Raw genomic sequence first — 25,526 nt, forward strand, 5'->3', positions numbered from 1 at the left:
CTGGGCTAAACCTGACTGCTTTCGGGCGGTTTTCTATCGAGCGGAACGGCGTCCTGCTATAGACTGCATTACAAATAGAACAAGGGTGGGTTGGTTCTCCCATGACGCCCCGAATGGTCTTCGTGCTCGGAACGCGTCCCGAGATTGTCAAACTCGCGCCGATAATCAGAGCCTGTGACCGCGCCGCGGTCGACTACAGCGTGGTCCACACGGGCCAGCACTACTCCGAGCGCCTCGACGGGGTCTTCTTCGACGATTTGGAACTGCCCGCGCCCGACTACAACCTCGAAGTCGGGTCGGGCGACCACGCGGCCCAGACGGGCGAGATGGTGGCTCGCCTCGGCGAGGTGTTCGAGCGCGAGTCCCCCGATGTCGTCGTCGTCCAGGGCGACACCAACTCGGCGTTCGCGGGCGGCATCGTCGCGAGCAAGCGCGACGCAGAACTGGCCCACGTCGAAGCCGGCCTCCGGAGCTTCGACCGGGACATGCCCGAAGAACTCAACCGCGTGCTCATCGACCACGCGGCCGAGCACCTGTTTGCTCCCACCGACGAGGCAGCCGACCAGCTCCGGACGGAGGCGATTCCCGACCGTCGCATCGAGGTGACCGGCAACACCGTCGTCGACGCGGTGCGGCAACACGTTCAGCTGGCCCGGGAGAAGAGCGACGTGCTCGCGGAACTCGACCTCGGCGAGGCACCCTTTGCCCTCCTGACGGCCCACCGGCCGGGCAACGTCGACGACCCCGAGCGGTTCCGGGGCCTGCTCGACGGCGTCGGCCAGTACGCCGACGATAGAGAACTCCCGGTTGTCTACCCGGTCCACCCGCGCTCACGCGAGAAAATCGACGCGTTCGAACTCGACGTCCCCGACGCCATCGCGTGTATCGAGCCGCTGAACTTCCTCGATTTCCTCCGACTGGAGAGCGAGGCGGATGTCGTTTTCACCGACTCCGGCGGCGTCCAGGAGGAGACCTGTGTCCTCGGGACGCCCTGCGTCACCGTCCGCGAGAGCACGGAGCGGCCCGAAACGCTGACCGTGGGGTCGAACGTGCTCGCGGAGCCGACTCCAAAGAGCATCGTCGACGCTGCCGACGAGGTGAGACGCGGCCGCAACGACTGGGAACCCCCCTTCGGCGACGGCCACGCGGCCGAGCGCATCCTCGAGACGCTCGGGGTCGACGTGTCGGCCGTGTCCGGGGAGGTCCCGGTATGACTACCGACTCCGTCAAGGGCGGAGACGGTACCACGACCGACTCCGTCAAGGGCGGAGACGGTACCACGACCGACTCCGTCCACGGCGGAGGCGGGACCACTACCGTCTCCGTCCACGGGCTGGGCTACGTGGGTCTGCCGACGGCGGCGCTGTTCGCCAACAACGGCTACACCGTCTACGGCGTCGACACCCAGCCCGACAAACTCGAACGGCTCCGGACCGACGGTGCCGACTTCCGGGAGGCAGCGCTCAACGACTACGTCGACCGCGTGCTCGGAACAGACGCGCTGCACCTGCGCGAGCACCCCGTCGAGAGCGACTACCACCTGATATGCGTGCCGACGCCGTTCGACCACGATCGCGAGGCCGCCGACCTCTCGTACGTCCGGGCCGCCGCCGAGGGCATCGCCCCGAAACTCCGACCGGGCGACACCGTCGTCGTCGAATCGACGGTCCCGCCGGGGACGACCGCGAACGTGGTCGGCGAGACGCTCGAACGCAACGGGGACCTCCTGCGGGAGACGTTCAACCTCGCGTTCTGTCCCGAGACCGTCCTGCCGGGCTCGATACTCGAGGAGCTCAGGGGCAACGACCGCATCGTCGGCGGCATCGACGACGAGGCCACGGCCGCCGCCCGGGACCTCTTTGCTGGCGTGGTCGACGGCGACATCCACACCGCACCCGACGCGGCGACGGCGGAGTTCGCGAAGCTAGCCCAGAACACCCACCGCGACGCCAACATCGCCATCGCCAACGAACTCGCGAAGGTGGCCCGCGACCACGGCGTCGTTCCCCGTCCGGCGTTCGACCTCGCCAACGAACACCCGCGAGTCGACCTGCTCCACCCGGGGCCGGGCGTCGGCGGCCACTGTCTCCCGGTCGACCCGCTGTATCTGGGCCAGCACTCCGACCACGTCGCTCTCATCGAACACGCTCGGGCAGTCAACGACGGGATGGTCTACTACGTCCGGGACCTCCTCGAAGAGGGGCTGGGCTCACTCGCCGAGAAGCGCGTCGCCGTCTTCGGGCTGGCCTACAAGGGGAACGTCGCCGACACCCGCAACAGTCCGGCGACACGGTTCGTCGAGACGCTCGGCGAGACGCCGGAGCTGGTTGCCACCGACGGCGGGAACGTCGTCGACGTGCGCGTCCACGACCCTCACGTGGCCGAGGCCGGCGTCGACCTCTGGAGCCAATCGGCCGCTCTAGAGGGTGCCGACGCGCTCGTGTTCATGACCGACCACGACGAGTTCACCGAGCTGGACCCCGAAACGGTCGCCGAGCGGATGGACGACAACGTCGTCGTCGACGCTCGTGGGCTGACCGACGAGTCCTGGCACGAGGCTGGGCTTGACGTCAGACGGCTGTGAGGGTATCGTAGAAGGGGACACGACAGGAATCCAGCATCCCCGTTCGTGTTCTAGTCGCTCTGTTCGTTCGCGTCTGGCCGACGCGTCAGGCCGACTTCGAGGTGACGCCGACCTTCGGGGCGACCCCAACGTGTGGGGGGCCGACCACGTAGATACCGCTCACAGCGAGCCCGGCTCGCTCACTGTGTTTGCGGAGCGTCGCTTCGGAGTCTGCGTCGTACCGGCACATCGTTGCACCGATCAGTCCTTCCTCGTTGAGGAACGTCTGGGAACCGAGATAGGACATCGGCACCCCCTCACCTCGTAGTTCCTCGATAGCTTCGCCCGAGCTCTCGACCGCCTGCTCCAGCTGCTCGCTTGTTATTCCAGCTTCGAACTCGCGCAATACGTCGTAGTTGTTCATGGTGCTTTCTGAGAAGGAACGATCAGCGGTTCGGGTTCTCCGTTACTGATAGGGGCCCAGTCATGATAAAGGTATGTCAGATTCGCCCAAGGCTACTTATATTGATTTAATGGGTATACGTAGCGCGACGGGGAGAGTTCCTCCCGAGCGGCTCTGGGTGTCCCCTGTGGTTACTCAGTAGTCCCCCCACTGTTGGCACGCCCGTCCCCGCTATACAGCGGGACAGTGGGACCCTTCGCTACGAATCGTGCAGTCAGTTCGACGCGATGTATCCGCTGTAACGGTCACGGCGTTACTGACAGATTCAGAGCGGTTCGAAACGGCGCTGCTACAAAGAGTGCGCGTACGTATCCGTGACACCACTCGTACAGCGAGCGGAGACTGCTTAATTAAGAGTCTTGGGGCTTCGGTTATCAGGACTGTGCATGGTACTTACGCAGGCGCTGTCGTATACAGCACTCGCTGTCGTGGCCGCCCTCGTCGGTGGGATCATCGCCGTCTACCGCCCGCCGAGCCCACAGATGGAAAGCAACGTCCAGCACTTCGCGGCCGGGGTCGTCACCGCTGCCGTCGCCGCCGAACTGCTCCCGGGGATACACGAACGGGCACCCCAGATAGTCGTCCTCGGCTTCGCTATCGGGGTAGCGACGATGCTGGGTATCCACCGCTTGAGCAAGACTATCGAGAAACGCGATATCGGCGGGCAGTACGCCGGTGCGGCCGGGTTGCTCATCACCATCGGGATAGACATGGTCATCGACGGGGTCCTGATTGGCGTCACCTTCCTCGACAATCCCGACACCGGAATCATCATCGCCGTGGCGCTGGCCATCGAGGTGCTCTTTCTCGGGGTCGCCGGCGTCGTCGCGCTGCCGCGGGAACTGGGCATGGCCCGGAAGCTCGCCGTCCCGGCGACGTTCGGACTCTTGCTCGCGACGGGCGTGACCGGTGGTGTGCTCGTGCTAGAGGGCGTGACAGGCGCTCCCATAGCGATTATCCTCGCCTTCGGTTCCGCCGCCCTGCTGTACCTCGTCACCGAGGAACTGCTCGTGAAAGCTTCGAAGGTCCCCGAGACGCCGGTGTCGACGACACTGTTTTTCGTCGGCTTTCTCGCCATCTTCTTGCTCGACATGCTCCACTGATTACTGGCCTACCGGGAGCAACGAAGGGAAGATAGAGCAGGTCTCTGGCCTTTACTGTCGCCTCGCTCCCTGGTGGGAGCGTATCGGTCGGGCTCTTCCGACTCTCAGACCGCTCTCAGCTACCCATCGGATATTATCTTGATGACGGCGCCCTCTTCCAGCTCCGTCTCGTCGCTGACGCGCATCTCCTTGCGGGCGTCGACGGCGTGGGTGTAGCCGTCGCCGATATCGGAGTGGACGGCGTAGGCGAGGTCTTTCGGTGTCGAGCCACGCGAGAGCAGGTGGGCGTCCGGGAGGACGTTGCCCTGGCCGTCGGTCCACTTCGTGTCGTTCTGGACCGGGTAGGCGGTGATCTGGTCCAGCAGGTCGTAGACGGCGGTGTCCATGGCCCCCTGGACGCCCGTCCCGCCGAACTCGGTCATCACCTCGCGAATCTTCTCCAGCCCCTGTTGTTGCTGGTCGCTCACGTCACCGACGATGTCGAAGTCGGTGTCTCCTGGGTCGTACTCGACCACGCCGGCTTTCGCCGCGTTGCGGAGTGCAAGTTCGCCGTCGGCGGTCGCGGGGACCACGATATCGGCGGCCTCGCGCAGCCGCTCGATGTTCTCTTCGGGCGCGATATCTGCCTTGTTGGCCACGACGACGATGGGTTTCGTTCGCTCGCGTATCTCGCGGGCCAGCGCCTCGCGGTCCTCGTCGGTCCAGGCAATGGGGTCCTCGGGGTAGTCCAGCTCACGCAGCGTCCGGGCCACGTCGAGTTCGCTCGCGCCGACGCCGGCCAGCAGGTCGACCAGCGACTCGTCTAAGGCGAAATCCGGCGACCGGGACTGTCGTTCGATGGACTCCCAGTTGCGTGAGACGATACTCGCGAGCCAGAGGTCCATCTCTTCCTGGATGAAATCGACGTCCTCGACGGGGTCGTGTTCACCGACCTCGACGGGTTCGCCCTCGGCGTCCGTGCCGCCGGAGGCGTCGACGACGTTCAGGATGACGTCGGCGTTCGTGAGCTCGTCGAGGAACTGGTTGCCCAGCCCGCGACCCTCGTGGGCGCCCGGGACCAGCCCGGCCACGTCGATGAGCTCGACGGGGACGTAGCGCTTCCCGTCGCGGCAGTTGTCGCCCTCGCAGCGCTGCTCGCGGTCGAGACATGGACAGTCGGTGCGGACGTGGCTCACGCCGCGGTTGGCGTCGATAGTCGTGAAGGGATAGTTGCCGACGTCCACGTCGGCCATGGTCGCGGCCTTGTAAAGAGTAGACTTCCCGGCGTTCGGTTTGCCGGCCAGCGCGATAGAGAGCATGCTAGTAGCTACCCCAGTCCGGGAAAAGGGGGTTTCGGTCTACTCCGCAGTGGCCTGTTCTTCGTCGTCGGCCGCCGCGGTCTCGTCGTCCCCTGCGTCACCATCTTCGTCCGCGTCGCCTGCGACCGTCGCATCGTCGTCTTCTGCCGCGGCGTCGTCAGCGTGGTCCGTCTCCGTAGTGTCAGTGTCAGCCTGTTCCCCGTCCCCAGCCCCGTTGTCTTCGAGTTCTTCGGCCATCTCGGCCATCGCCGCCGCGTCTTCGTCGGGCCGGTCGAGCACTTCGTCGGTGTGCATCCGCATCTCCCCGCTCGCGCGAATCTTCCCATCGATTGTGGCGTTCTCGTGAAGCTCGACCGCGTTCGCGGAGATATCGCCCCACACCTTCACACCGGGGCCGATGCGGACGTCGCCGTCGCGGGTCGTCACGTCGCCCTTTATCTCGCTCCCCTTGCCGAGGACGATGTCCTCACGGGCCCGGAGGCTACCGAAGACGACGTTGTCCCGGCCGACGACCAGGGACTCCGCGCGGATGTTGCCGTGGAGCCGACAGTCGTCCCCGATGACCGCTGGGGTCGAGACGCGCCAGGCGTCGTCCGAGACGCTCGCGCCGCGGGGAATCAACAGTGGTTCGTACTCGTCGTCCTCGCCGAGCATCTCCGAGAGCACCTCCTCGGCGGCTTCGTCCTCGCCGATACGCAGCAGTTGCGAGAGGTACACAAAGAGGAAGACGATGGTCGGCATCGGGTTGCGGATGACGATCCAGCCGTTGGCCTCGAAGCCGTCCTCGATGTCGACGTCGTCGCCGATGTCGAGGTCACCCGCGACGCGCAACTCGCCGCCGATGTGGACCCGCTCGCCGATGTAGGCGTCCTCGGCGACGAGGACGTTCTCCGCGACGTCACACCACATGTCGAGCCGACAGTCGCCGTCGGCCTCGATGTGGCCACCGAAGCGGACGCGTTCGTCCGCGATGACCGACCGGCCGCGAACGCCGAACTCCACCGTGCTCTGGCCGCCGACCACCACGTCTCCGTCAGTCACGAGGTCGTGTTCCTCGACAGTCGTCCCGTCGGGAATCGAAAGTTCGGAGAGTAGGTCGGAGCCGAATTGCACAGGTCTAGAACGCGTTTCGACCGTCTTAAAGCCTGAGGGAGCGCACGACGGACGTCTGACGCCCGTCTGACGGGCGTGTGCGGGCCGGTGCCAACCGGCGCTGATTCCCCGCCGAATCGCCCCGGAAAATCCCCATCGCGTGTGAACCTGTAGCGAAGCCCTCACGAGCGAGTACGCTTTTATCTGCACATCGCCTATTCCGGGTATGACTGTTCTCTCGTTCGACGAGCAGGGCGTCGATGTCGTCTACGACGGGACGGAGTTCAGACTGGAGAAGTCACTCATCGAGGACGCCACCCAGAAGTCCTATCCGGACGTGACCGACCACGAAGTCCTCCAGATTGTCGAACCCGACCCGTCGCTGTCCGGCGAACCGCGCCGCATCGCCGAGATAGTGGACTGATACGGATTGTTGTAGTCTCTTACCGGTATCGCCGACACCCGGGTCGGCCGATCACCGGTAAACAGCTACAACAATCCGTATGAGCGGAAATCCCACGAGGGAACTTATTTCCTCGTGGGAAAATATAGGTTAATAGTACAATGAGTCGCTGTCTTGCGGTTTTTCCTACGGGAAATCGTGGCAAAAACTCACAGTGGCGGCAAGCATTTAAGTACTCAGAACGCACCCCGAGGTAATGACAGACCCACGTATTGCGGGGGCCGGTGTCACACAGTTCGGGAAGCATCCCGAGCGGACCGGCCGGGACCTCTTCGCCGAGGCCGGACTCGAAGCGCTCGACCAGTCGGGCGTCGACCCCGACGACGTCGAGGCACTGTACTACGGGAACTTCATGGGCGAACTCGCCGAGCACCAGGGCCACCAGGGGCCGCTGATGGCCGAGGCAATCGGCGTCGACGCGCCTGCGACGCGGCTGGAGGCAGCCTGTGCCTCCGCCGGGGCCGCGGTGCGAGAGGCGGTAAAGACGCTGCGGAACGGTGAAGCGGATGTCGTCGTCGTCGGCGGCGCCGAGCGGATGACGAATATCGGCACCGCGGTGGCGACGGACGCCTTAGCCATCGCCGCTGACGACCTCTTCGAGGTACGCGCGGGGATGACCTTCCCCGGCGCCTACGCACTGATGGCGCGGGCCTACTTCGAGGAGTACGGCGGCTCTCACGAGGACCTCGCCCACGTCGCCGTCAAGAACCACGAGCACGCGCTTGTCAACGAGCACGCCCAGATTCAGAAAGAAATCTCCGTCGAAGATGCCCTGGAAGCCCCGACAATCGCCGCGCCGCTGGGTCTGTACGACTCCTGTCCCATCACCGACGGCGCCGCCGCAGCGGTGTTGACGACCGACGAGTACGCCGAGGAACACGGCCTCGACGCGCCGGTCGCAATCAGCGGGACCGGCCAGGGCGGCGACAACCTCGCACTGCAGGACCGGCCACACCTCGCCCGGACTCCCGCGGCGGACAAGGCCGCCCACGAGGCCTACGCCGACGCCGGCATCGAGGCCGACGACGTGGACGTCGCGGAGGTCCACGACTGCTTTACCATCGCCGAGGTGCTGGCCATCGAGTCGCTCGGCCTGTTCGAATCCGGGGAGGGAATCCACGCCGCGACCGAGGGAACGACGACCCGACACGGCGAGATGCCGGTCAACCTCTCGGGCGGGCTGAAGGCCAAGGGCCACCCCGTCGGTGCGACCGGCGTCGCCCAGCTGGCCACCATCGCGTGGGTACTGGACGGCTCGCACCCGCGGGCTGACGCCGTTCCCGATGGGACGGTCGGCGTCGCCCACAACGCCGGCGGCACGGTCGCGTCTACGACCGTCCACGTCCTGGAGGTGAAAGAATGACCGAAACCCCACGAAACGGCGAGTACGACGACTGGCTCGACAGTATCGAGGACGGCGAGGGCTACTACGTCGAGTGTGACGAGGGTCACGGCTGGCTGCCCCCGCGGCGGGTCTGTCCCGACTGTGGCTCCCGGGAGCTCCACGACGAACCGCTCCCCGACAGCGGCGAGATAGTCACCCATACCACGATTACCGTCGCCACGCCGCAGTTCGAGGACGACGCCCCCTACGTCACCGCCATCGCCGACTTCGGGCCCGTTTCGATTACCGGGCTGGTCCGCGGCGTCGACCCCGAGGACGTGTCCATGGCCGACGTGGTCGGCATCGAGGTCGGCGAGCGCGAGACGACCGGCGAGCGCGCCGTCGTCTTCCGACCGCGGTAGGGTGGCAATTGCGACGAGTTACGCACTGACCGAACGGCTGTCGTAGGCCTGGTATGCGTTGCATTCGCTGAAGGGAGCTAACAGCCCCGGCCAGCTATCGGCGCTTTGCTGCCCGTCCACGGGCTGGCTCCAGCCGACGAGAAATCAGGGCCACCGCTTTTGGACCTGTCAATTCGTAGTACAAGATGGTGAAATACCGTGCCCGAAATCGAAACCCAGTCCGTCCAGAGCCGCACCGAAGTCGCTACGTACCTTCGAGACCTCGCGACGCAGCTCGATGGCGGGAGCGACGTCCGCCTCGAACTCGGCGGCCAGTCGGTGACGGTGAACCCGGTCGAACCACTCGTCCTCAAACTGGAGGGGGAGTGGGACCCGACGGGCGAGGCCGGGACCGAGAGCATCGAGTTCGAACTCGTCTGGGGGCCCGACGCGGATACCGGAGAGACCGGCTCTACGACGCAGTAATATAGGTTCTCACACACCCCGGCTGTACTATTCGATGTCCACCGTCACAGCCTCGCCCCGCACCACGTCGACGAACTCCTCGGGGTGTTCGACGTGGGGGAGCAGGAGTGAGTCGCCAAAGACCACGAGCGTCGCGTCGGCTTCGTCGGCGAGCACGCGCCCGTCGGCCAGTGGCGTGATGTCGGCGTCCTCGCCCCAGACCAGGGTTATCGGCACGTCGAGGTCGTCGAGCACGTCGCCCAGGTCTTCCTCGGGGTCGAGGAACCCGGAGATGAACGAGGCCGGCGCGAAGCGGGCGCCGGGCTGGTGGGCGCTGGTCCACTCGTAGTCGACGACTGCGTCGGTGAGCTTCTCCATGTCGTAGTAGCCGTGGTCCGCGTGGAAGTGGCGAATCGAGGCCTTCGAGCCGACGAGGTTGTAGATGGCCTGGCCGAGGACCGGCGCCCGGAGGAGCGACCGCCGCGGGACCGACCGGCCGCCCATCGAGGTGTCGGTGGGACAGATAAGAATCAGCTCGGCGATATCCACCTCGCGGGCCGCCATCGCCGCGTATGCGCCCGAAAGCGAGGAGCCCACGACTGTCGCGTCTTCGCTCTCGTCGGCCAGGAAGTCACGAATGAACGCGGTCATGAGCGACGCGGAGTACAGCAGCGGCGGCCGGTCCGTGTGGCCAAAGCCCGGCAGGTCCGGCGCGACGACGTGGTACTCCTCGGCCAGCGCGTCGAAGACAGCGTGGAACTCGTGGTTCGAGGCGGCGGCGTTGATGCCGTGTAGCAGGACGAGGTCGGGGTCGTCGGGGTCGCCGGCTTCGGTGTAGGCCACGTCGAACCCCCGCCAGCGGTAGGTCCGCTGGTCGCCGTGGAGGAACGGTTCGAACTCGTCGGCGCGCGACTGGAGGACACGGTTCGCCACCGCCGCTGTGCCGACCGCACCGACCGCCGCACCGAGCGCGTTGCGGAGTTTCATACTCGCCTGTAGGAGCGGGAACGTGTTTATACGTGGGGGAGATGTGGATACCTGCGCGGGTTCGAGTCGCTGGACTGCTGTGGCGCTCCGACACACGCCTGAATTCGACGGCGAGCTGTGACCCCTGTTACTCGGTTGACTCGGCGGTCTCGCCATTCGACGCCAGACTGGGCCGGCGCCAGAGATACACTGCCCCGACGAGAAGGTTGAGTAGTGGAACCAACGCGGCGACGAGATAGAGCAGGCGATGGCTCGGCCAGTCGGTCACCAACTGTGTCGTTTTCGAGTCCAAGTAGATGAAAAACGGGATCAGGAGCCAGGTCACGGCCGACGTGAGCCCGGTTACCATCGTGGTAACAAGCAACACGACGGTCAGGGGACCCAGGCCCGTACCGGTAGCCCCACTCTCAATTAGTATCGTCGCCGTGACGAAGGCGACCACACTCAGTGTAGCGAGAACAGTCGTCGCGAGTATCCACCGCCGCCAGCCAGTGCCGGGGTCGCAGTCCGTGGACTCATCCTGGTCGGGCTGGGACTGGTCCTCCCGCGTCGTCTGCGTAGTATCACCGGCATCTGTCGACGTTTCACCGTCAGTATCACCGGCATCTGTCGACGTTTCACCGTCAGTATCACCAGCAGCTGTCTGCGTTTCACCGTCAGTTTGTTCGGCCGTGTCCCCTGAAGCCGGCTCGATTCCCAGTCTTTTGAGTCGTGTCTCGAACGTGGCATCGGGCCAGAACAACCTATCGAACAGTCTATCGAACAGGCCGATGGAACGACTTGGAAATTGGATGTTCGTGCCCAGTTGTGGATACACTTCGGCGATAGTCGATGGGTCGAACTGCGATGCGACGAACGCGTCGGCGTCGTATACAATTCGTCTGGCCCGCCAGGACAGTAGTGGTACTGTAAAAAATAGTGGCAAGACGCCCCAGAACAGCGGGCCCGATATGGTGAACAGCCCGAGGAAAAATGCCGGCCACACGAAGAACATCAGGACGAGCCCTAGAACTGGCACTGTTACAAGCCAGATGGTTGTAGTCCAGTAGCCGTTGGCTGACCGTTCGTCGACCAGTGCGAGTGCGACTGCGAGAGTCGTATCGTCGACTCGTTCCAGAAACGACTCGGTGACACCGACCGAGTGATACGCGCCACGACCGCCGACGTTGAGATCGAGTTTGGCCTCCTCGGCTACGATCACGATCCGACCGGGCGAACGGTCGAACCGTTCGTAACAGCTCTCGATGCGCTCGCGTTCCTCCTCGGTCGGGTCTCGTACCAGACCACTGTTGAGCGACGGTAGCCGAATGTACAACGTTTGGATTGTGTACACTGTCCACGCGACCGCGCCAGCCATCACGAACCAGGCACCGCTTGCATCCACGACGCCGAGTCGAATGGTCTCGGCCACGATGGCGAGCGCGAACAGCACCGCAAATACCGTCCGCTGGTGACGACGGCGGAACCGGTCCGGAAGCGTGTACGTGCCGGGGCGACACGCTTCGGCGACCGGCCCAAAATTGCGTCTGACGATGACCAGGCCGGCGACCGCGACCACCGACGTGACGAGGGCGTTCACCACGACGGCGACCACTGTGGACCCGACTGCCGACGCCGCCAGCTGCCCCGGTCCGGCGACGACCGCACCGGCGTACGCGACGACCAAAGTTCCGGAATTGAGCGGGGACTGGACCAGCCCGATAGCGGTGAACCCAGCGTCGATGCGCTTGAGGACGGCGGCCAGGCCTCGACTCACGAGGAAGAGGCTCCCGAGGAAGACGACAAACCCGAGTGCTGTCCAGTGAATCACTGTTTAGTGCAACCATATTAAACTCAAAAAATCACTCGGTAACGGCCAGATAAAACGGCTGGACTGGCGGCAGCGCTCGCGTTCAGAGCGCTCTGTGGATGGTTGTATTGAACCCTCCGTGCTCGGGCCCCTAGACAGTTTCCTCTCTCAGACCCTAAGCTGTAGAAGACGAATTCACAGTTGGTGTCGTCTATTTATTCCCGGTCAAGCCGTGAATTTATCACCCCAACGAGAGTCCACTCGACCAGTATGCCCGTCGTCCCGGGATTGGTCGCAGCAGCGATTCTGATAGTCGGACTGTTCACCTTCGGTCGTCTCGTCGGGTGGTGGCTCGGGCGGTCCGAAGAGATTACGCCGAGACAGAGATCCGTCTTTGACATATTAGTAACATTGGTGCTGCTGTTTTTGATGGTCGGCGTCCCAATGTTGTACCGGCTGTTTCCGGTCGGCTACGCACTTTCTCCGTCGAAGTCGTTATTCGTTGGGTCGTTACTTACTGCCGCCATCTCGACCACTGTCGCTGTCCTCGGTTTCGGTGGGGCACTGCTGGGTCTGCGTCCGTTTCTATCAGACCGAATGCAGGTCAGGGGTGAGTTGTGGCGGCGAAACCGGATCGTTCTGGGCGCCTGGGTCGGTATAATACCCTTTGCCGCTATGGCGATAGAGTTGGGAGTTATCTATGCAGAACGGCAACTCGGCGTGCTCGTCGCGGTGCCGATAGTCGTCTTTGCTGGCTTGTACCTCAGTGGGTTCGTTGCGTTGCCGGCGCACTGTCCGGTTATTCGGTTCGGCATTCGGCGGCCGACGGCGGAGGAACGTGACCGAATCGAGGCCATCTACGAGCGATTGGATATTCCACTCCCGAACAGTATCGAAATCACCGTCGACGACGATAACGAACGACTGGTCGTGGTAGACAACGACGACGAGCGTGTCCTCGCACTCAGTGATTCACTGTTGCCTGCTGTCGACGACGATACCCTGGCGGTCGCTATCGCCCACTCCGAGGGGCGAGCGAGACACGATACGAGTTTCTTCGAGAAGCTCTGGATGGGTAACTTGGTCCTGGCTACCGTTCTCTACGTCTGGGCCTTCTCCATGCAGTTGTTCTATAACGACCTGTCGACAGAACTTGTTCAAGGAGCGGTGGTTTTGCTATTGCTAATTGTATTCGTCAATGTGTTACTATCTTCCTGGAACCGGACTCGGATTTACCTGGCTGACGAATACACCATCGAACACACCGTTCGGTCGTGTGTCACGGCTGTCTACCGCAACTCCGACGAACGGCTCGGCTGCATCCAGCGACGGCGCTCAGTCGGAAACGACTTGATCAACAGCGTATTGAATAAGTTGGTTCCGGAGCCACAGATGAAACATCGGCTCGAACATATCGGACTCGAAGAGGCGAGCAACCCGCCACACTCGGACCAGCAGGGTGGGGACCCGGATAGCATAGCATAGAGCTACCCGATAGAGATAGTACTCTGCCTGGTAGACCCCGACGAACTTGGCGCATCGCTCGATCCGCTCCCCGGAAGCTGGGTAGCGATATCCGCAGCTACTGAGGACTACCGATTGTCTGAGTCCGGAAGGCGGGCCAGCCGTGCTTTGATCGGCGGATGGGGGGCCAGACCGGTTCGCCAGGTGAACGTCGACGAGCGCTTCCGTTCGATGTGTGACCCGACGGTGCCGAAAGCTTCTCGGACGGTGTCACTGCCGAAGCGCTCACAGAGTCGACTGTCGATTCGATAGAATCCAGCGGCATAGCGGCGGTTGTAGAACAGTATCACCGGCAAGAGGAGTAGCCCGGCGACCCCCACGACGGGTGCGACCCCGCTGTTGGCCAGTGCCAGCTCGACGGCGTATCCGAGTACCAGGGCGCACAGCACCCACAAACAGAGTAGAAACCGTCCGTTCGGAGTGAGCTCTCGCCCTCGCTCGTACCCCTCGGCGATTGCGACCGCGAGATGACTATCGTCGCCGGTCTCGAACAGGGAGGTCGCGACGTGGAGCGTCCGGTGTGTGTCGTCACCGGTGACGAAGACGTCCCAGGGCCACAGCTTCCTGTATACACGCACCTCGTCGATAGTATCGTACTCGGCGTCGAGGAGTGGCTGCAAGCGGTCGATTTCCTCCGAGGTCGCTTCTCTGCCGTAGCGGGAATACAGGTGGAGTAGATACTGATCCCGGTAGGATAGGCCGGTGGCGATGAGGAGCAGCGCCGTCAGACAGAGCCAGAACAGTGAGAAGGACCCGTTGACGACGAGGTCGATGACGAGGAGGCTGCAGACGACAACTACGGGGAACTCCCAGCGGGTGTTGATCCCAGTCCGACCGGACGCTGGGAGACTGTCGACGGGCGATCCGCGCCGGCTGTACACTACAAGCAGCGGGACCAGGGCGGCGAAGACGCCGAAGAGGGCGGAAGACGGTCCGACGAGCCACGTCGAGGCGGGTCCGGATACGTTGTCGGCTGCCAGCGCGACCGGACGGAGCAGGAGATTACCGACCCAGATGCAGACTGTAATGAAGATTGCCAGGGACCAGTAGGTGACGTCTGCGAGACGGCTCTCCTCGATACTGTCGCCACCAAGTCGGTCCAATCGACGTGCAAGCGGCAACTCCGTCGTGCCCGAGGCATCTGAGTCATCGTGGTCAATTCCACCATCCATGATGAGCCAGCCGCCGAGGGCACGGTACGTCCGACGCACGGCTGTGATTCCGAGGTGGCGACTGGCGAAATCGTCCGCGGCAGCGAACGACCACTGTGATAGTTTCCCCACCAGTCCGATGCACACCAAAAGCCCGGTCACGAGCAACACAAGCGGAAGCAGTGGGGCCTGAAACGCTGTGATACCGATGTCCAATGCCTGGAGTGCCAACGTGTTCACTGTCGCCAGACTGAACAGGATGAGCAATGCCACCATTGTCTGGTTAGCTACAGTGTATAGGTTCGCGAACGGGCTCCGATGTGTCGCCTGGGCGAACGCGACGGCCAGTTCGTCGTCAGTGGCGACGTCGAGTAACTCCTCGTGGACGTACGTCAGCCGCTGCCCGAACGAGTTCGTGACGAACACAGCAGGCGCTTTCGGATTGGCGTTATCGTCAAGGGAGAAGACGACACTTGTTCCCGGAGACGAGTCGAACGCCTCGAAACAGTTCCGGATGCGGTGCGCCTCCTCGTCGGTCGGTGACCGATATCTGTCGGCCGGTCGCCGACCACCGTGGAGAATCTTGAACGCGGCGACACTCACCGGAATGAGCGTACTAATCGCCAGAAGCGGAATGATACCGGCGATAAAAAGCCCAACAGCCGCGGCGAGTGGTGCGTAGATACCGATGCCAATGGCAGCTATTGTCCGCGTCCCGTATCGAATAGCGTCGGCCTCGATATCACCAGTGTCGGTGCCGTTTCCGACACGATAGGCGGCGAGCCCGAGGGCTGCAGTAACGGTGGTACCGACAGCGTACACGGCTGCCGACAGCAGTGGTGACGACGGGCCGACCAAGAGCGTCGGTATCGCGAAGAAGCTGAAACCGATTCCCGGTACGAGGAAGACGAGGAACTGGAGCCCCACTGTCAAGCGCATCCGGGTCGTGTGGCTCACTTTTGTTACAACTCGTCTGCGCCCGTAGCCGGCAGCGAGGGCTCCGACGGCGTATAGGAATAAGAAGCCGACGAGAGTCGGTGTATCCATTGTCTCGTAGTACTGTTCAGATCCTTTCGCCAGATAAAATTCGCGATAGAAGCGGACGAATTATGCGCTTCTTGGGACGAACAAAACCGGAACGACGGGTTCAGCGCTGCCTTTGAATTACCGTTCGAGGAGCGTCTCGAACATATCGGGCTCGCAGACGTAGGTACCTCAATGTAATCAGCCCGTTGAGAAGCGAATTCCGACACCGACGAACGTGGCGCATCGCTCGATCCGCTCCCCCGGAAGCTGGGTAGCGATATCCGCAGCTACTGACGACTACCGATTGTCTGGGTCCGAAAGGCGGGTCAGCCGTGCTTTCATCGGTGGATGGGGGGCCAGACCGGTTCGCCAGGTGAACGTCGACGAGCGTTGCCGCTGGACAGACGGCTCGAGACTGACGTATGCCTCATGGACGGTCTCACTGCCGAAGCGCTCACAGAGCCGTCCATCGAGTCGGTGGAAGCGAGCGGCGTAGCGCCGGTTGTAGAACAGGATAACTGGCAACAGAAGGGCCCCGGCGACCCCGACGGCGGGCCAGACCGAACTTCCGGCCACGAACAGGAAGACACTATACCCCATGACCAGCGGACACAGTGCCCACAGGGAGAGAAGGAACCGGCCGTGTGGGCTGAGTTCCCGCCCCCGCTCGTAGGCCTCGGCGAGTGCGACGGCGAGGAGGGTATCGTCGGTGGTTTCGAGCAACGAACGTTCGACGTAGAGCCTCCGGTGGGTGTCGTCACCGGTGACGAAGATTTCCCACGGCCAGAGATCCTCGCACACCAGGATCTGGTCGATTGAATCGGCCTCGGTGCCGAGACAGGACCGCAAACGGTCGGCCTCCGCCGCTGATGGGTGCTCGGGAGAGCGTGAAGCTATGTACGAATAGTACTGATGGCGGTAGGACAGGCCGGTGGCGAAGAGCAGCAGAACGGCCAGGGCGAGCCAGAAGAAAGACAGGTGCCCATTGAGGACGAGGTCGGTGACGAGCAGACTGCAGACCACCACGACGGGGAGTTCCAATCGGGTATTGATCCGTGACCGGGCGGCCGAGGGGAGACTATCGACGAGCGACCCCCGGCGGCGGTACGCGACGAGCAACGGCACCGCGGCGAGTACGAGGCCGACGAGAGCGGAAGCCAGCCCGACGAGCCACGTCGGTAGTGTGGCGGACATACTGTTGGCGGCCAGCGAGACCGGACGGACGAAGAGGTTGCCCAGCCAGATGCCGACTGCCAGCGAACCTGCGAAGAACCACTCCGTGACAGCCACGAGCTGGGTGTCGTCGATCAGGCTCCCACCCAGACGCTCGATTCGCCGGACCAGTGGCGGTTCACTCATCGCCGACGCGTTCGGATCGTCGTGGTCTATCTCGGGGTCAGTGACAAGCCAGTCGCCGAGGGCACGGTATGTCCGACGGACTGTGGTGGTCCCGAAGTGTCGGCAGGCGAAATCGTCCGCGGCTGGGAACGACCACTTCTCCAGTCTCGCCAGTAGTAGCAGGAACACGAACAGCCCGGTCACAAGGAATACGAGCGGGACCAGCGGGCCCTGAAGCTCTGAAACGCCGACGTCGAACGCCCACAGAGCCAGCGTGTTCAGTGCTGCTAGGAAATATACGCCGACCAGGACCGCCAGATGCTCTCTGAGGACAGTGAACGCGTTCGCGAACGGACTCCGGTGTGTCGCCTGGGCGAAGGCGACGGCCAGTTCGTCGTCTGTGGCGACCTCGAGCAACTCCTCGTGGACGAAGGTCACTCGCTGTCCGAACGAGTTCGTGACGAAGACAGCAGGCGCTTTCGGAGCGTCGGTATCTTCGAGGGAGAAGACAGCAACCGTCCCGGGCGACGAGTCGAACGCGTCGAAGCAGTCCCGTATGCGGCGTGCCTCCTCATCGGTCGGGGACCGATAACTGTCGGCTGAACGGGTGCCACCGTCGAAAACACGGAGAAGGCCCATTCCGAGCATGATGGCTGTGACGACAATCAGAACTGAGACGAAGTCGAACCAGGCTAGAGCGACAACCGCGACCAGCGAGGCGTATATAGTGAAAACGAGGCCAACTCGTAGTCGCCGGCGCGATCGGTACAAATCCGCGAAATAGTCACGACTATCCCTGCCGAGGCGGCATCCAAGATTATACGCGGCAGCCCCGAAGACTGCAGTGACGGTGACACCTACGGTGTACACAGCTACCAGCAGTAGTGGTGACACGTCGCCGACCAGTAGTCGGGGTACACCGAGACCACTAAAAGCGAGCGGTGGCATCAAAAGTAAGCATCCCACGGCCATACCTCCTAATTTCTCCCCAGCCCCGGAGCGTCCTTCCGTCACAAGCTGCTCAGAGCCGTATCCACCTGCGAGGATGACGCAGACGTACAGCAGCAAGAATCCGGCGAGAGTGGGTATCCCCATGAGTTCGTACAGTCAGTTCGGAAACCGAGGCACATAAATTCATGGACATTTTGCAAGAATAATATTCCGTCCTGCCACCGTACGTCCGTGGGTCCGAGGCGGGACTCGACCACGGCTGGGACACCGCCGTACCGAAGCCCGTCGCAGATTCCGTCGTGCAGACGTGCCCGGCGATATCCGGTCGGCAGCAGCTACTCCGGTTGTCGTCCGTCGGATTCGGGAAGCCGGGCGATCCGTGCCGCCATGGACGGATACGGGGCCAGACCGAGCCGCCAGGCGTGTCGGAACGACCGGTCGTTTTCGATCCACGACCCGACAGTGTCGTATGCGCCACGAACCGTCTCGGTACCGTATTGGTCACAGAGTCGCGTATCGATGCGGGAGAACCGGCCGGCAATATGCCGAAGGCAAACCATCACCACCGGTATAGCGAGGAGACTGACGACCACTACACCGATGGCCAGCGGGCCGTAGCTGCCGCGGGTGAGCGTCTCGACCAGCACTAGCAGCCACACCACGAACAAAAAATACATAACTCTGCCGCTGGCGCCGAGTTGTCGACTCCGCTCGTCTGCCTCCGCGAGTGTGACTGCGAGGTTCGAATCGTCACTGATGTCCAGCACGCCCTCCTCGATATGGAGCGTCCGATGCGTGTCGGTACCGTTCACGAAGACACTGTACTGCTTCAGCGTGTCGTGGACGTGAATCCGGTCGACCGATTCGGCCGCCCCACCGAGACAAGAGCGTAGACGGTCTGCTTCCGCCGCGGACGGTGGCCGTGAGGTCCGGGATTTCACGACCGGGTCGTACCGACTTCGGTAGTTCAGGCCGGTGAGGAGCAGACTCAGGACGGCCACGGCGAACCAAAAGAAGGAGAGATAGCCAGTGACGACGAGTTCGGTGACGACTATACTGCAGACCACCACCAGGGGGAACTCCCAGCGAGTGTTTAGCTCCGCCCGCATGGCTGGTGGAAGGGTATCGATGAGCGACCCGTGGCGGCGATACACGACCAGCATCGGAATCGCAGCCAATGCGACGCCGACGACGGCGGATGCCACGCCGACGAGCCACGCCGGTAGTGTAGTGGACAGCGGGGCCGCGACCGGACGGACCAGGAGATTCGTCACCCAGAGGGCGGCTGCCAGCATGACCGCGAAGAGCCACCCGGTGGTAGCTGCGAGATTGGTTTCCCCAGTTCGGTCCCCGCCAAGGCGGTCGATTCGACGGACCAGCGGCGGTTCCATTCCGCCCGACCCGGTACGGTCATTGTGGTCGATTTCGGGGTCCACAACGAGCCAGTCGCCGAGAGCACGGTACGTCCGACGGACGGCGGTGGTCCCGAACTGCCGACAGGCGAAATCGTCTGCGGCGGTGAACGACCACCGGGACAGTGACGACGTTACCCGATGACAGACGACCAGACCAACCAGAACCAACAGGAGCGGGAGGACTGGCCCCCGTAGCGCCGTGATTCCGATATCGAACGCCCACAGAGACAGCGTGTTCAGTGTCGCCGGGATGTACAGGAGACCCAGCAGTTCCAGCGTCGACGAGGCGGCAGCCAACACGTGCGTGGACGGACCCCGATAGGTCGCCTGGGCGAACGCGACGGCCAGTTCGTCGTCCGTGGCAAGGTCGAGTAGGTCCTCGTGGACGTAGGTCAGTCGCTGCCCGAGCGAGTTCGTGACGAAGACTGCAGACGGTTGCGGACTTTCGCTGTCTTCGAACGTACAGACGACGACGGTGCCCGGAGTAGCGTCAAACGTATCGAAACAGTCCCGGATGCGGCGTGCCTCCTCGTCGGTGGGGGACCGATACGCATCGGCTGGCCGGCTGCCACCGTGCAGAACCCGGAGGAGACCGAGCCCCACGATGACCAGCGTGAGGACGACCAGGAGGGAGACGAATCCGCCCCTGAACAGCCCGTAAGCCGCGACGAACGAGGCGTACATCCCGATGCCGATAGCAACCAGTGCCCGTATGCGAGTCCTGTAGCGGCCGACGTAGCGCTCGGTATCGTCGTGGCCGAGACGGATTCCGGCTCCGGCGGTGCCGAGCCCGACGAGTGCAGTGACGATAACAGCCACTGTGTACACGGCCACCAGTTGCAGGGGCGATGTCGCACCAACTATACGGATGGGTACGTCCAAGATGGAGAGACCGATAGCCGGTACCAGAAAGAGGAGACCGCTGATGACGAGTATAGTCTGGTCACGGAGCCGACCGTCGACAACAGTCGAATTTTGTCCAAGCCTGTACCCGATAGCGAGGGATCCGCCGAGGTACAAAAGCAAGAAAGCGCCGAGGGTATGAATCATCAGCAGTACCTCCACGTGGGGAACTCCTGTATGTAAAATTCACGTTGATATGAAATGAAAAGTGCTGGATTCCGGACGATCGGATGGCTGCGACGCGTCACCGCCGGGTTGTTCGAAGACACCCGGGTAGAGAACGACGCTGGAACGTCAAACGAGAAACCTAGGCCCTCGCGTTGGTTCGCCCAGTTTGCGGAGCTCGCATCATGCCCCGGGGGCGGAGGGGTTCTTTCCGAGGCCCATTACAACATTCATCATTATTCGCAAGATCATCGGGCCCCTGGATATGACGGCACTTACGAAGCCCTATATCAGGCCCCGATTGTCCCGGCACTGATGCTGAACGGCCATCCGAAGATAGCAATGGCGATGACGATAATGACGATGATAGCTATGAGTACCCATTCGATGAGGCGCAGTTCACCGATAATCGGTAGTTCTATCGGGACCTTCTTGGGTAGATTCTCCTCGGCCGCCAGGTAGTTTTGAGAGAAGCTGGCCTTGACAGCGGCGACGAGGTCGCTGGTGGCGACCTATCTGCTGCCTGTATCCGTCTGTCTCTGTACCACGACAGTGGGTCCGGCGGGTGTTGATTGGGGTTCGACCGTCGAGACGAGGGAACCCGCTCGAGTAGCGAAAGATTTTAGCCGTGGATACGTCGAGCTGTTCGCCTCTGAACTCTTAGCAGGAGGGTAATTTTGATAACATGGGTGTGTTTATTACGTCCCCGTTGTTAGAATATAATAACGATGAGTGTTGTCCCAGGACTGGTCGGGACAGGGATACTGATAGTAGGATTGTTCGCCCTCGGCAGGATTCTGGCATGGTGGTTCACCCAATCCGACGGTCTCACAGCGAGACAGCGGTCGGTTCATGACAATCTGACGTTTCTCGTTCCTGTGGCTGTTATGATTGCGGTGCCAGCACTGTTCTCTATCGGCGACGAACTGCTCGGTACGGGGCCGAATCTGGCGACGGCACTGCTGAATAGCGCGATCGCGACGGCTGTTGTGGTCATTGGTCTGGCTAGCGCAATGCGCGGATTCAGGCCGTTTATCTCGACTCTCCCGATGGTCGAGGGGGAACTCTCGCGGCGGCGCTGGAGAGTGACGGTCTTTCAGATTGCTTTGATACTCTTCGTCGCCGTGGTCATCGAACTGGGCGCCCTGTACGCAGCGACGCCGGCCTCAATTGCCATCGGGGTTGTACTAATAGCATCCATAGGCTGGCTCTCCAGTGAAATTTTCGCGTATCCATCGATGTGTCCGTCTATCCGGTTCGGTATTCGTCGGCCGACGACAGCGGAGCGCGACAAGATCGAACAGGCGTATGACCGGCTGGATATCTCGTTCCCGGACGGTATCGAAATCACAGTCAACAACGACGCAGAACGCATGGCGGTGTTGGAAAACGGCGACCAGCGATTCCTGGCTTGCAGTGACTCGCTGCTGTCGTCTGTCACCGCCGACACACTGTCGGTTGCCATTGCTCACGCCGAGGGACGGGCTGCTCACGGGTTAAGTCCGCTACAGAAGGCAAGAGGCTGGACCCAAATGTGGACTCTCGTTGTGGGTATCTGGGCCGTGTTCGCCGCTGGGATCGATACCGGACTGGGTGGTGCGTTCAAGATCTGGACAGCCGTGCTCGTTACACTGCTGATACTCGTCACCCTGCTGATTGCATCGTGGAGTCAGGAACGGGTTCACTTAGGCGACGAGTACACTGTCGAGCACGCCGCCCCGTCGGCCGTCGCAGCTATCTATGGGAACCCCGAGAAGCGGCCACGGTTTCTACACCTTCGGGATGACTTCGACAAAGACCTCTTGAACGCTACGTTCGGGAAGTTGTTTACAGAGCCGACGATGAACGAACGGCTCGAACATCTCGGTCTCGGAGACAATAGCAGAGACGGGCAGACAGACCTGGATGCAACAAACCCCGACAACTCCGCGTAGCGCACCCCAACACCCAGACAGATAAAGCGTCTGCTCGCTGGCGGAAAACTCAGATAGCAGCTATGCTGGCACCGGAAGTGGTGTTCTGCCGACTTTCGCGTCTGTTGGAACGACCAGATAGATTACAATGAGCTTTCCAGACCATCTCATCGCTAGCTATTTGATTCGGAACGTGCGCTATAATTCTGGGGACGGAAGCGCATCGGCCCAGCCTTCATCAAGCAGGGAAGACTGAGACAGTGAAACTGTCAGCATCATAGCAAGAAGGGCATATGCTGGTGCATATGCTGTAATGGCAGGCCCGGGACCGGTCGCCCCTTCTACAAAGGGATAGCTGCCGGCAAGAATCCCAAGTGCCAAACCTACAAGGAAAGCAGTGCAAATCCAGAAGGCCTCCTCGATACTATTTTTAAGTACATCAAGGATGTTCGGGAAAGTAATCTCTGGTATTTCGATTTCAGCATCTGGCCCTTCAACGGTTCTCACCCAGCGTGCTATTACGTCGCTTGGGGTGGTGACTGGCTCGTAGAGATTCCTATTATTATTTTGACAGTGGAACCTGCCACAGATTGCACTTCCCTCGATATACCGGACGAATTCGGTCACTTTCGCGAGCAGTCTAGCACGCTTCGACCGCGTATATGTCGCCATGTTAGCATACTCCACGAGTTTCTCGCAGAGTTGACCGGCCACGGTTAGAATGTGGGTGCGAATAATTTTGCTCAGAAGGGTATTCGCATCGTCATAAATAGACTCGAGAGTCTCATCGGATTCAATGGCCTGCGTTACCCTATCAGGGACCAGATCTTCTTCCCGAGAATCCGGGATATCCTCGTTAATAAAGTTTACAATCTGTTGTAACTCCTGAGCATCTGCACAGAGGAAATCTATATGCACCGAACCCCAATCAATTGGCTCTTGTGTCAACCCGTCACCGCTGTCGCCGATGATTTCGAGAACTCCCGGGATGTCGTCATTGTTGACATCGCTGTCGGAGACAACGTTTTGATGTAACACAGCGAATGCCGTATAGATAGATTCGGAGCCGGCATCGCCACTGGGTTCAGTTTGCGACTCTTCGATCTGCTCCTGTGTGTCGGGCTCATCGCCACTACTGAGTTCAGATTTCAACTCGTCTATCTGCCCCTGTGTGTCGGACTCGTCGTCACCTAGTGCGAAGGTCCGCCAGCTATTGATACTATCGTACGAAAAGGTGAACTCGTCGGGGGCATCGTCGCTGTCCGTCGTGGTACTGAACGAATAGGTATCTGCTATCATATCCTCAAGGTCTCCGGTCATTCCGTCGGTGAAATCAAACTCATTCTCTGTTCGATTAATAATCTCGTCAAGTGAAGAGTCCAATGTATTATATAGGGTATTAATATTCGTTTTGATATCTTTGACCGTCGGTACGTCGCTCTCTGAATCAGTCGTTTCGGTATCTTCGACCGCCGACATATCTCTCTGTGAATCATTCGTTTCGACATTTCTGACCGGCGACGCCAAGCTCTGTGAAGTGTTCGGAAGTTCTTCAACATTATCACAAAACAGGTATTCAGAGGTATTACTGACACTTTGGAGCACATTCGTCCAAAGTTGTTGATGCAGGTACAGTGACCAGGTGATTTGGGCTTCAAGAACGCTGTATAGATGTTCGGCGTACTGGCCAGCTCCGATACTCAAGTCCGCGCCTCCGTAAAGACATCCATCGTTCCCCTGGCCGAAGAACAGAACCGTGGATGGGTCTGTGGGCTTCACCTCGTCTGCTTTGACGACATCACTCATCGAAATCTTGACACCGACCGTTCTAACGTAACCGCCTGGAGCAGCCGGGCAGGGTTTTATCGGGTCAGCGTCGTATGAACCAAAACCTTCGTATTCTCCGTTCACAGCTTCGCTGAGGACCACTCCTGTAGTGTCCTCTGCGAATTGTCTGGAACTTTCCCATGTTGAATTGTCAATGTCAACTAACTCCCCACAGATGTCTGGACGTGAAGGCGTTCCAACGTTTGGGTAAGATGGGCCGGAATATCCAACCTCCAGCTCAGACCGGTGTAGCGTAGCTTTCCTGTCACCGAAAGGTACAGTATCTTCATACGGGGTTTTCGAGGTGCCCTCTTCCGAGGCATCTCCGTACGATTGACTTGCCTCGCTTTCGCTCTCGGACGACGGCGCTTGCGATGTGCTGAAGCCATCATAGCCCTCAATCGAATCGGAAGACGATCCAATTTCGTCTTCAACTGCCTCATCAAACGATTGGACGAATACATTCAGATCTGAAACATCAAAGGGTGCGGTAACGTTGAATCCATCATTTAGCACGCTATCAATATTTTCTGGTTCAGTCGATAGGAGATCCTCAATTGGGTTAAGTACACTAGAAATCTCATCTAGGAACTCATTTACAGCGTCTTCAATTGCTATGAACGGTGACTTTATAATATCGGCGAGTTCGTCGGAATCGTAGTATTCGTCGATATTGGGGATCTGATCTTGTAGATCACTCCAGACCTCTTCAAGCCCCTTTGTAAGGTTCTCGTAATGCTTTGTTGCTTCATTTATCGCTTGGTTCCAGATATTGTGTGAACCAGCGGACGATGGCACAGCGCTTGACCCGCCCTTACTGTTCGCTACCCGACTCCCGACGATTTCTACCGGCGTAGAAGATATAGTATTATTACCGGAATCACCCCCATTGTCAGGGTCTACACCGAGCACGTCTTGGATGGTCTCCATATGCTCATTGAGCCATCGGAGAGCGTCTACTCTTGTTGGAACGGATGCAAGCAGTGCCGAAAGATCATCGTATATATTATAGAAGTCATCTAATGTAGCCCCATATCCGTCTGTAAGATCTCCATATATTCGGTCAAAGAACCTATCCTGTAAAGAATCTTTCATTACCTGAGTGATATCTTCCGCATCGAACTCCCAGTCCTCTTCACTCGGTTCCTCCCCAAACTGGTTATTTTCCAGATTGCTTGCTGCTGCTGTCTGATCTGTAAAGATAGACTGCATTCCCGCGAACAGTCCACCACTGCCGAGTGCGTTCAGAAGGGACCGTCGAGAAACCCCATCCGAATTGAACGAGTTTCTATCGTTCATTTCACGTAATTAGGCACGCAGTTTTATATTTATTCCTTTTGATTTAATCTTAAATTTGCTTTTATA

Annotated in this window: 18 protein-coding genes; 9 read left to right on the forward strand and 9 right to left on the reverse strand. The window is 60.8% G+C overall.

Translation table 11 applies throughout. From position 1 onward, the window contains the following. Positions 1-101: 101 nt before the first annotated feature. Positions 102-1,214 (forward strand): non-hydrolyzing UDP-N-acetylglucosamine 2-epimerase, encoded by a 1,113-nt coding sequence (gene wecB, locus EGD98_RS04350; protein ID WP_220587127.1) that lies wholly within the window; start codon positions 102-104, stop codon positions 1,212-1,214. Beyond that, positions 1,211-2,584, forward strand: coding sequence for a nucleotide sugar dehydrogenase (locus tag EGD98_RS04355; protein ID WP_220587128.1), 1,374 nt, complete (start codon positions 1,211-1,213; stop codon positions 2,582-2,584). The genes wecB and EGD98_RS04355 overlap by 4 nt, the downstream gene beginning before the upstream one ends. Before the next feature lie 85 nt (positions 2,585-2,669). Here the strand turns inward: EGD98_RS04355 and EGD98_RS04360 are convergent, their stop codons facing one another. Beyond that, positions 2,670-2,987, reverse strand: coding sequence for a nickel-binding protein (locus EGD98_RS04360; protein WP_220587129.1), 318 nt, complete (start codon positions 2,985-2,987; stop codon positions 2,670-2,672). Between the two features lie 425 nt (positions 2,988-3,412). Between EGD98_RS04360 and EGD98_RS04365 the strand changes: the two genes are divergently transcribed. Further along, positions 3,413-4,129 carry a ZIP family metal transporter gene (locus EGD98_RS04365; RefSeq protein ID WP_220587130.1) on the forward strand — a complete coding sequence of 239 codons (717 nt, stop codon included), beginning with the start codon at positions 3,413-3,415 and terminating at the stop codon, positions 4,127-4,129. 119 nt (positions 4,130-4,248) lie between these two features. Here the strand turns inward: EGD98_RS04365 and EGD98_RS04370 are convergent, their stop codons facing one another. Together EGD98_RS04370 and EGD98_RS04375 are read right to left on the reverse strand one after the other, a co-directional pair. After that, positions 4,249-5,427: a redox-regulated ATPase YchF gene (locus EGD98_RS04370; RefSeq protein ID WP_220587131.1), complete on the reverse strand. Its 1,179-nt coding sequence runs from the start codon at positions 5,425-5,427 to the stop codon at positions 4,249-4,251. A gap of 39 nt (positions 5,428-5,466) precedes the next feature. Then, complete coding sequence (locus tag EGD98_RS04375; RefSeq protein WP_220587132.1) at positions 5,467-6,540, reverse strand: polymer-forming cytoskeletal protein; 1,074 nt, start codon at positions 6,538-6,540, stop codon at positions 5,467-5,469. A 205-nt stretch (positions 6,541-6,745) separates the two neighbouring features. Between EGD98_RS04375 and EGD98_RS04380 the strand changes: the two genes are divergently transcribed. From EGD98_RS04380 to EGD98_RS04395, 4 genes are all read left to right on the forward strand, one after another. Beyond that, positions 6,746-6,943 carry a DUF5800 family protein gene (locus tag EGD98_RS04380; RefSeq protein ID WP_220587133.1) on the forward strand — a complete coding sequence of 66 codons (198 nt, stop codon included), beginning with the start codon at positions 6,746-6,748 and terminating at the stop codon, positions 6,941-6,943. A 235-nt stretch (positions 6,944-7,178) separates the two neighbouring features. Continuing rightward, entirely contained in the window at positions 7,179-8,345 is a 1,167-nt protein-coding gene (locus EGD98_RS04385; RefSeq protein WP_220587134.1) for a thiolase domain-containing protein, read from the forward strand. Beyond that, a complete protein-coding gene (locus EGD98_RS04390; RefSeq protein ID WP_220587135.1) occupies positions 8,342-8,728 on the forward strand; it encodes a Zn-ribbon domain-containing OB-fold protein in 387 nt (128 codons plus the stop codon). Before EGD98_RS04385 ends, EGD98_RS04390 begins: the two co-directional genes overlap by 4 nt. Before the next feature lie 198 nt (positions 8,729-8,926). Further along, positions 8,927-9,193: an amphi-Trp domain-containing protein gene (locus EGD98_RS04395; RefSeq protein ID WP_220587136.1), complete on the forward strand. Its 267-nt coding sequence runs from the start codon at positions 8,927-8,929 to the stop codon at positions 9,191-9,193. 27 nt (positions 9,194-9,220) lie between these two features. Here the strand turns inward: EGD98_RS04395 and EGD98_RS04400 are convergent, their stop codons facing one another. Next, a complete protein-coding gene (locus EGD98_RS04400; protein WP_220587137.1) occupies positions 9,221-10,159 on the reverse strand; it encodes an alpha/beta fold hydrolase in 939 nt (312 codons plus the stop codon). 127 nt (positions 10,160-10,286) lie between these two features. After that, on the reverse strand, positions 10,287-11,969 hold the full coding sequence (locus EGD98_RS04405; protein ID WP_220587138.1) for a hypothetical protein: 1,683 nt from the start codon (positions 11,967-11,969) through the stop codon (positions 10,287-10,289). A 249-nt stretch (positions 11,970-12,218) separates the two neighbouring features. Between EGD98_RS04405 and EGD98_RS04410 the strand changes: the two genes are divergently transcribed. Further along, complete coding sequence (locus tag EGD98_RS04410; protein ID WP_220587139.1) at positions 12,219-13,433, forward strand: hypothetical protein; 1,215 nt, start codon at positions 12,219-12,221, stop codon at positions 13,431-13,433. Between the two features lie 107 nt (positions 13,434-13,540). On the opposite strand, the gene EGD98_RS04415 is transcribed toward EGD98_RS04410, so the two are convergent. The 3 genes from EGD98_RS04415 to EGD98_RS04425 all read right to left on the reverse strand — a co-directional run bounded on the left by EGD98_RS04415 (position 13,541) and on the right by EGD98_RS04425 (position 20,172). Continuing rightward, positions 13,541-15,562 carry a hypothetical protein gene (locus EGD98_RS04415; RefSeq protein ID WP_220587140.1) on the reverse strand — a complete coding sequence of 674 codons (2,022 nt, stop codon included), beginning with the start codon at positions 15,560-15,562 and terminating at the stop codon, positions 13,541-13,543. A 384-nt stretch (positions 15,563-15,946) separates the two neighbouring features. After that, positions 15,947-17,626 (reverse strand): hypothetical protein, encoded by a 1,680-nt coding sequence (locus tag EGD98_RS04420; RefSeq protein WP_220587141.1) that lies wholly within the window; start codon positions 17,624-17,626, stop codon positions 15,947-15,949. A 647-nt stretch (positions 17,627-18,273) separates the two neighbouring features. Next, positions 18,274-20,172, reverse strand: a complete 1,899-nt coding sequence (locus EGD98_RS04425; RefSeq protein WP_220587142.1) for a hypothetical protein — start codon at positions 20,170-20,172, stop codon at positions 18,274-18,276. A 977-nt stretch (positions 20,173-21,149) separates the two neighbouring features. Here EGD98_RS04425 and EGD98_RS04430 point away from each other — a divergent pair. After that, complete coding sequence (locus EGD98_RS04430; protein ID WP_220587143.1) at positions 21,150-22,355, forward strand: hypothetical protein; 1,206 nt, start codon at positions 21,150-21,152, stop codon at positions 22,353-22,355. 177 nt (positions 22,356-22,532) lie between these two features. Here the strand turns inward: EGD98_RS04430 and EGD98_RS04435 are convergent, their stop codons facing one another. Further along, the gene (locus tag EGD98_RS04435) at positions 22,533-25,460 is read right to left on the reverse strand and encodes a hypothetical protein (protein ID WP_220587144.1); all 2,928 of its coding nucleotides are present in this window, start codon (positions 25,458-25,460) and stop codon (positions 22,533-22,535) included. Positions 25,461-25,526: the final 66 nt, after the last annotated feature.

The sequence above is a fragment of the Haloarcula salinisoli genome (assembly GCF_019599405.1).
Taxonomy (GTDB): domain Archaea; phylum Halobacteriota; class Halobacteria; order Halobacteriales; family Haloarculaceae; genus Haloarcula; species Haloarcula salinisoli.

Excerpts from the sequence above, each read along its gene's own strand:
- wecB (WP_220587127.1), top strand. The coding sequence starts at position 102 with ATGACGCCCCGAATGGTCTTCGTGCTCGGAACGCGTCCCGAGATTGTC.
- EGD98_RS04355 (WP_220587128.1), top strand. The coding sequence starts at position 1,211 with ATGACTACCGACTCCGTCAAGGGCGGAGACGGTACCACGACCGACTCC.
- EGD98_RS04360 (WP_220587129.1), bottom strand. The coding sequence starts at position 2,987 with ATGAACAACTACGACGTATTGCGCGAGTTCGAAGCTGGAATAACAAGC.
- EGD98_RS04365 (WP_220587130.1), top strand. The coding sequence starts at position 3,413 with ATGGTACTTACGCAGGCGCTGTCGTATACAGCACTCGCTGTCGTGGCC.
- EGD98_RS04370 (WP_220587131.1), bottom strand. The coding sequence starts at position 5,427 with ATGCTCTCTATCGCGCTGGCCGGCAAACCGAACGCCGGGAAGTCTACT.
- EGD98_RS04380 (WP_220587133.1), top strand. The coding sequence starts at position 6,746 with ATGACTGTTCTCTCGTTCGACGAGCAGGGCGTCGATGTCGTCTACGAC.
- EGD98_RS04385 (WP_220587134.1), top strand. The coding sequence starts at position 7,179 with ATGACAGACCCACGTATTGCGGGGGCCGGTGTCACACAGTTCGGGAAG.
- EGD98_RS04390 (WP_220587135.1), top strand. The coding sequence starts at position 8,342 with ATGACCGAAACCCCACGAAACGGCGAGTACGACGACTGGCTCGACAGT.
- EGD98_RS04400 (WP_220587137.1), bottom strand. The coding sequence starts at position 10,159 with ATGAAACTCCGCAACGCGCTCGGTGCGGCGGTCGGTGCGGTCGGCACA.
- EGD98_RS04410 (WP_220587139.1), top strand. The coding sequence starts at position 12,219 with ATGCCCGTCGTCCCGGGATTGGTCGCAGCAGCGATTCTGATAGTCGGA.
- EGD98_RS04415 (WP_220587140.1), bottom strand. The coding sequence starts at position 15,562 with ATGCGCTTGACAGTGGGGCTCCAGTTCCTCGTCTTCCTCGTACCGGGA.
- EGD98_RS04420 (WP_220587141.1), bottom strand. The coding sequence starts at position 17,626 with ATGGGCCTTCTCCGTGTTTTCGACGGTGGCACCCGTTCAGCCGACAGT.
- EGD98_RS04430 (WP_220587143.1), top strand. The coding sequence starts at position 21,150 with ATGAGTGTTGTCCCAGGACTGGTCGGGACAGGGATACTGATAGTAGGA.
- EGD98_RS04435 (WP_220587144.1), bottom strand. The coding sequence starts at position 25,460 with ATGAACGATAGAAACTCGTTCAATTCGGATGGGGTTTCTCGACGGTCC.